This is a genomic window from Bacillus sp. ISL-78 (genome assembly GCF_018613455.1).
Taxonomy (GTDB): domain Bacteria; phylum Bacillota; class Bacilli; order Bacillales; family DSM-1321; genus Peribacillus; species Peribacillus frigoritolerans.
Map to the genome: position 1 here is coordinate 1 of NZ_JAGGQC010000051.1, position 6,317 is coordinate 6,317.

The 6,317-nt window shown below is 33.9% G+C and carries 6 protein-coding genes; 5 read left to right on the forward strand and 1 reads right to left on the reverse strand.

All coding sequences use genetic code 11. The features are described 5' to 3' along the window. Positions 1-976: IS110 family RNA-guided transposase (locus J7I96_RS27070; RefSeq protein ID WP_215048205.1), on the forward strand; the 976-nt coding region annotated here is incomplete at its 5' end. 259 nt (positions 977-1,235) lie between these two features. Here the strand turns inward: J7I96_RS27070 and J7I96_RS27075 are convergent. Continuing rightward, positions 1,236-2,102 (reverse strand): TetR/AcrR family transcriptional regulator, encoded by an 867-nt coding sequence (locus J7I96_RS27075; RefSeq protein ID WP_214925972.1) that lies wholly within the window; start codon positions 2,100-2,102, stop codon positions 1,236-1,238. A gap of 124 nt (positions 2,103-2,226) precedes the next feature. Between J7I96_RS27075 and J7I96_RS27080 the strand changes: the two genes are divergently transcribed. The 4 genes from J7I96_RS27080 to J7I96_RS27095 all read left to right on the forward strand — a co-directional run bounded on the left by J7I96_RS27080 (position 2,227) and on the right by J7I96_RS27095 (position 6,129). Further along, positions 2,227-3,690 carry an MDR family MFS transporter gene (locus J7I96_RS27080; RefSeq protein ID WP_214925970.1) on the forward strand — a complete coding sequence of 488 codons (1,464 nt, stop codon included), beginning with the start codon at positions 2,227-2,229 and terminating at the stop codon, positions 3,688-3,690. A 210-nt stretch (positions 3,691-3,900) separates the two neighbouring features. Further along, entirely contained in the window at positions 3,901-4,092 is a 192-nt protein-coding gene (locus J7I96_RS27085) for a DUF4177 domain-containing protein (protein ID WP_214925968.1), read from the forward strand. Positions 4,093-4,443: 351 nt separating this feature from the next. Continuing rightward, positions 4,444-5,259: a lipid II flippase Amj family protein gene (locus tag J7I96_RS27090; protein WP_214925966.1), complete on the forward strand. Its 816-nt coding sequence runs from the start codon at positions 4,444-4,446 to the stop codon at positions 5,257-5,259. A gap of 252 nt (positions 5,260-5,511) precedes the next feature. After that, positions 5,512-6,129 (forward strand): LysE family translocator, encoded by a 618-nt coding sequence (locus J7I96_RS27095; RefSeq protein WP_214775016.1) that lies wholly within the window; start codon positions 5,512-5,514, stop codon positions 6,127-6,129. The last annotated feature ends 188 nt before the right edge of the window (positions 6,130-6,317 follow it).

The following is a 6,317-nucleotide window of genomic DNA, read 5'->3' on the forward strand; positions in this document are numbered from 1 at the left end:
GGAACAAGGGATTCCATATATTTTACTAAATCCGATTATTTCTTACCAGGCAAAGAAGTCCAGCTTACGGAAGGTGAAAACGGACGCTATCGATGCGTACCAGTTGTGTGTGCTGTATTACAAAGAGGATTTAGAACCTCATAAAATGAGGGGAATTCAGCTATTAGACCTTCGGAATTTGTCCAGACAACAGGAAATCGTAACGAATATGTATGTGGAAGCTAAACTTCAGTTTCACACCATTTTAGATCAAGTGTTTCCTGAATACCGAAAGGTTTTTGGGGATCTATATTCAAGGATTTCTTTATTGATATTAAAGGAATATCCCACTTCAGAGGCGGTATTAGCAGCCGGGGAAAGTAAACTAGTAGAGAGTGTTATAGAGTTCTGTCCTAGCCGATCGGGTGAATGGGCATGGGAAAAAGCAAAAAAAATAATGGACTCCGCGTCTCGAAATCCATTTCAAATAAACGTGTATCAAAGTCACGTAATCAATCTTCGTATGTATATTGAGTTGCTTTTTCATTACCAGGGACACCTCTCTGAGTTGGAAGATCGTATAGTGGCCCTGGCAAATGAACTGGAAGAATATAAGATCATCCAATCGATTCCCGGTATCAGAGAAAAAATCGCAGCCACGATTATCTCTGAAATTGGTGAAATCGATCGGTTTAATCACCCGAAAAAACTAGTTGCCTTCGCTGAGGTAGATCCAAGTGTTCACTCATCGGGTAAATTTACGGCAACCATTAATCGTATTACTAAAAGAGGTTCGAGCAGACTACGTCATTCTCTGTATCTTGCCGTACTATGTGGCATAAGAAGTTCAAGGAACAAAAAGCTTAAAGCCTTCTATGATAAGAAAAAATCAGAAGGAAAACCGGCCAAAGTGTCAATCGTTGCCTGTATGAATAAGTTGCTTCAATGGATTTACGCTTTATTAAAGAGAAAAGAAGCATTCCTAGATTTAGCCTGATTAACGGTTTTGTGAAAAAGAGAAAAATCCTTCCAAAAGGGTTTTGGAGGGTTATTTGTCATGAACAAAAAAAATAGTATATCATAAGGGAAATGAAAATTTTAGAGAAAGATATTGACATCCTATTAGCTGGTTTAGTTCTATAAGAAATTTTAAAGAAGAATGGTAATGATATCGAAAACTTTATCCGTTAGACCCTAATCTATCCAAATACTTAATTATTCTTTTAAAGAATAGATGGTTCTAGTGAAGGAATTCTTCATCCATTATTATATTTTCTCGCTTGTTTATAGACGATATTAAATACCTCCCTGAATTTCTGTTTCTTTATAGATGGAGAGGGGGATAAAATTTTTAATTGGCGAACGGCTCCTTCACAAAGACTCCATCTTATACAAGAGTTTTGACATTCTTCCAAGATAAAATCAATTAGTTCTTTTTCATCCTGAGAGTCAATATCATTCTTTACTTCGTCTAGTAGATTCTTGATATTCATAACAACCGTTTCCAGGGTTTCAACTGAACTCTGTATGCTGAATGGAAAGAGAATATGCTTAGATTGTTTTGTTATTTCTATGTTTTTTTCTAATCGAAGAATGTTGTAATCTAATATATCAGAACTATTGGTATCAAGTTTCATTTGATTAGAGTACCTAAATTGATAGCCTAATCCCCCAATGAAGTGAGTGGATAAATCCATTGCACTGGCTTCGATGCCAATACCATAAACCTCAATCAAACGTTTAGCTAACCAGTTTAATTCCTTATAATGGCTATCGGCCATATACTTCCTTAACACCTCATCATTTTCTGCCATCGAGATATTGTAAAGTTCCGCAATCCTCTCAGTACTGTATATCGAGTGTTTTATTCGAAGTTGAGAATAAAAAGTTTGCTTGCTATGGGGATCACCCTCTAACAGTAACTGGCTTTGTTGTTCTTCGACTTTTGCATCGACCTCTTGAATGATGCACTGAATCAATTGAGATTTAGAAGGAAAGTGATTATAAAAGGTACCTTTTGAAACCCCTGATTGATCTAGGATATCTTGTACAGAAGTATCATGATAACCTATCGTTCGAAAAAGCAATTTTGCTACCTCAATTATTTGTTCTCTTTTAGTCATTTATCTTCTTCTCCTAAAAATTAATATTGACAGTTTCATTATACTATATTGTATACTAAAAAAAGTATACTCGAGTATAAAAAAGTGTGCACAAGTAAAAATAATTGAAAGGAGTGTGGGTTTTATGGAAAAATCTCTCTCTTTACCAGTAGATACAGAGGGAAAACCCTTTAAGAGAGGTGGGTTTGTAATTGTTTTAATGGTGGGTACTTTTATAACCATTATTAATCAGACCCTGTTAGTTACAGCTCTCCCGAGAATTATGCAAGATTTAGGTATCACTGCTAATAATGCTCAGTGGCTAATCACTGCGTTTATGTTAATAAGTGGGGTAATGATTCCTATTTCAGCATTTTTATTGAATCAAATCGCTAATAGGTCTTTATTTTTTATGGCGATCGGAAGTTTTGCTTTGGGAACATTGGTTTGTGCTTTTAGTACAACCTTTCCAACTTTGCTTATTGGGCGTATTATACAGGCCATTGGAACGGGATTAATGATTCCATTAATGCAAACGTTAATTTTTTTAATATTTCCAGCCGATCGTCGAGGAGAGGCAATGGGATTAGTTGGGATTGTAATAGCATTTTCGCCTGCAATCGGTCCGACATTATCTGGTTGGATTGTTGACACGTATGATTGGCATTATCTATTTTACTTAATCCTCCCAATCGTTCTGATTGATATAGTTCTTGCTTTCTTTTACATGAAAAATGTCATTCATTTAACAAAACCGAAAATGGATATTATTTCTATCTTGTTAAGTAGTATAGGCTTAATTTCACTACTATATGGAATTAGTGTTGCAGGAAATATAGGATGGGGAAATAATACCGTCCTGATAACATGTGGAATTGGATTTGGTGTACTGATTGTATTTGCCTGCCGTCAGTTCAAATTAACAGAGCCAATATTGGAGCTAAGTGTCTTTAAGGATAGAACATTCACTTTGACCACGGTCATTGTCTCCATTATTTTTATGACTATGATTGGATCAGAAATTCTCCTACCCATTTATACACAAACGATACATGGGTACTCAGCACTTCGTTCAGGTTTAATGCTACTGCCTGGTGCACTGGTGTTAGGGATCATTTCTCCCATTGCTGGAAAAATTTTTGATAAGCATGGTATTAGAAGACTATCCGTAATAGGACTGCTCATTCTTTCTTTAGGGTCATTTCCGTTTATGTATCTAACTCAGGAGACCCCTATTTGGTGGATAATTTGTTTCTATTCCTTAAGAATGGCTGGTATGGGGCTAGTAATGATGCCACTCGCTACTGCGGGGATAAATGCACTACCAAAGAAGTTTATAAGCCACGGTTCTGCGGCTAACAATACAGTACGGCAAATATTTGCTTCACTTGGTGCGGCCATTATGGTGGGGATAATGTCGACTACCATAGCTAAATATACTGGCGATCAAACAGTGAAAAAAGAAGATAATATATTACTGGAAGCAACTGTGAAGGGGCTTAATAATGGTTTCATGATTGCTTTTATTCTCATTATTATTGCATTCATTTTGTGCTTTTTTATAAAACAGCCTTTTACAATAAGTAATAGAGTTGACGAGAACGATTGAAAAGTAATATTTTTACATGAAAAAGATCAGCTCCAATCAAGAGGGAAGCTATCTTTTGAGGTGGGCTACATTTTAATGAATTTTAGAAATGAGTAAAAAATAGAAGTTCTGTATATAATGAAGATTTCTAAGCATTAGGCCTTAAAAGAAATTAAATCTAATGTTTTTTCAAAATTGCATATGAAAAAAACTATAAAAGTGGGTGTATAAATGTACGAGTATAAGTTTGTAAGGATTAATTATAAAGAGAGCCGCAAATCCCGGGAAAGCTATCAAGATGTCATAAATCAACATTCAGAGCTAGGTTGGAGGTTCATTCAAATATTTGCACCGCCCATCCGTTCTTATGGAATAGCCGCTTATTATGAAGTGATTTTTGAAAGGAGGAAACAGGATATATAAATTCGTTTCATTTTATGATTGAAGTTAGAGGTTAGTAAATGTATATTCGATACCATACTATACTTATATATTTAACCAAACGGTTGAATATAAATGGCGGAACTGATATTTTACCTATATGATTAAGCAAAATGAGGAAAATTTAAATGAGATTTTTCATGCTTTAGCTAATTCAACTAGATAAGTCTATAATTAATGTTCACTATCGGATGAGTTAGTTGAAGATCAATCGGAGCTGTCTTTAAGGCAGCTTTTTCTTTATACAACTAACGGGGCTGGATAGTTCCATAACACAAATTGGAAATATATGTGGTAATATGGGAAGAAATATATTAAAGTAGGTAATTTGTTTTGGAACTCTTAACAGAAAAATTAATTCTTATATCTCTATTTATATTTATTATCCATACTATCGAAACACTTGCATATGCAGTCAGATTATCTGGTGCAAGAGTAAGATTGTTAGCTTCAGCTCTATCCTTATTTAACTTGATGGTTATGATTTCTCGATTAGCGAATATGATGCAGCAACCATTTACAGGGAGCCTGGTTGATAATGCTCCAAAAGTAAATACACTAGAGTTTGTTGAAAACCAATATAGAGTCATTATTGGTTCATCAACATTAGGAACAATTATAGGTATTCTTTTACTTCCTACTTTTATTGCAATTTTTTCAAGGGCTATTGTTCATTTATCTGAAGAAAGAGGTTCTATACCATCTTTGATAAAAAAGGGATTAACTTTCGAATACATTAAGCGTGGGATAAAACACATTCATTTACCAAAGTTTTCTTACTTAAAGGATATTAGATTGAAAGATATTCCCATAAGATTGTTCTTAATTAATATGGTAATAACTGCAATCTATACAATTGGAGTGTTATCTGCGTTATATGCTGCTTTAATAGCTCCAGAAAGAGCAACAACAGCTATTATGGCATCGGGTCTTATAAATGGAATAGCTACAATTTTACTTATAATTTTTATTGACCCTAAAATATCTATTCTTGCGGATGACGTAATAAATCAAAAGGGAAGTTACCTTAATCTCAAGGGTGTATCTCTTATGATGGTTACTTCTCGTTTATTAGGAACGATACTAGCTCAAGTATTTTTTATTCCAGGGGCAGGATATATTGCGTGGTTTACTAAATTTATTGTCTAATAATTATTTGATTTCTTATAGAACTAACGGGTGCGTTAGTTCCATAGTAAGCACTAAAGAAGACCACTTTTTATGTGGTCTTTTTATTTGTTCAAAAATCAACATTAATCATTAACAAAGCCTATTTAAAATAAAAGGCTCTGTTAAAGGATGTAGTTGAATTTCTTGATGCGGGTTATAAAAAAATTCAGAATATTAAACAAACAAAATCTGTGGTAATATTGTGTTATTTAATAGGAAAGGGGAAGTAATATGGAACATTTTTATTTATTTGTAATAACGACTTTACTAATTGTACTTACTCCTGGGGCTGACACAGTATTAGTCACTAAAAATACATTGATTAATGGAAAAGGAATAGGTTTTAAAACGGTTGGCGGTGTTTGTTTGGGACTTACGATTCATATAGTAATTGCTCTTCTTGGCTTGTCTGCTGTGATTGCTAACTCTGTTCTACTTTTTAAAATTATTAAATATGCTGGAGCCGCATTTCTCATTTTTATGGGAATATCTACTCTTTTTTCAAAGCAGTTCAACTTAACGCCTGACAACACTACTTCGAATAAAAAGCAAAAAGGTTCTTATTTCTTACAAGGATTGCTCTCAAATGTACTAAATCCGAAAGCCATTGTTTTCTTTATGGCATTTTTACCTCAATTTATCATACCTGGTAAGCATAATTTAGTACATTTGGTTATCATAGGAATAACACCTGTTATATTAACGATTCTATGGTTATTTATCTATGTTAATTTGATTAATTCCATACGAGGCTGGTTTCAAAAACCATTCTTTACTTCTGCATTTCAACGATTATCAGGAATTATGTTGATATCCTTAGGGTTGAAATTAGCTTTTGATAAAAAATAATTTCAAGTTGTTTATTCAGCTAACGGGTGCGTTAGCTGAAGATCAGAGCTGTCTTTAAGGCAGCTCTTTTTTGTATGAAAACACAATAGTAAAAAAGCCATGCTAAAATAAACCCTCCATATTCTCATTTTTTTGATGGGGGTAAATGTACTATGTTGTTATTTAACTGGTTATGCAGTTTGTTGTTC

Bases quoted from the DNA above. Each gene is read 5' to 3' on its own strand.
- J7I96_RS27075 (WP_214925972.1), bottom strand. From the start codon at position 2,102: ATGACTAAAAGAGAACAAATAATTGAGGTAGCAAAATTGCTTTTTCGA.
- J7I96_RS27080 (WP_214925970.1), top strand. From the start codon at position 2,227: ATGGAAAAATCTCTCTCTTTACCAGTAGATACAGAGGGAAAACCCTTT.
- J7I96_RS27085 (WP_214925968.1), top strand. From the start codon at position 3,901: ATGTACGAGTATAAGTTTGTAAGGATTAATTATAAAGAGAGCCGCAAA.
- J7I96_RS27095 (WP_214775016.1), top strand. From the start codon at position 5,512: ATGGAACATTTTTATTTATTTGTAATAACGACTTTACTAATTGTACTT.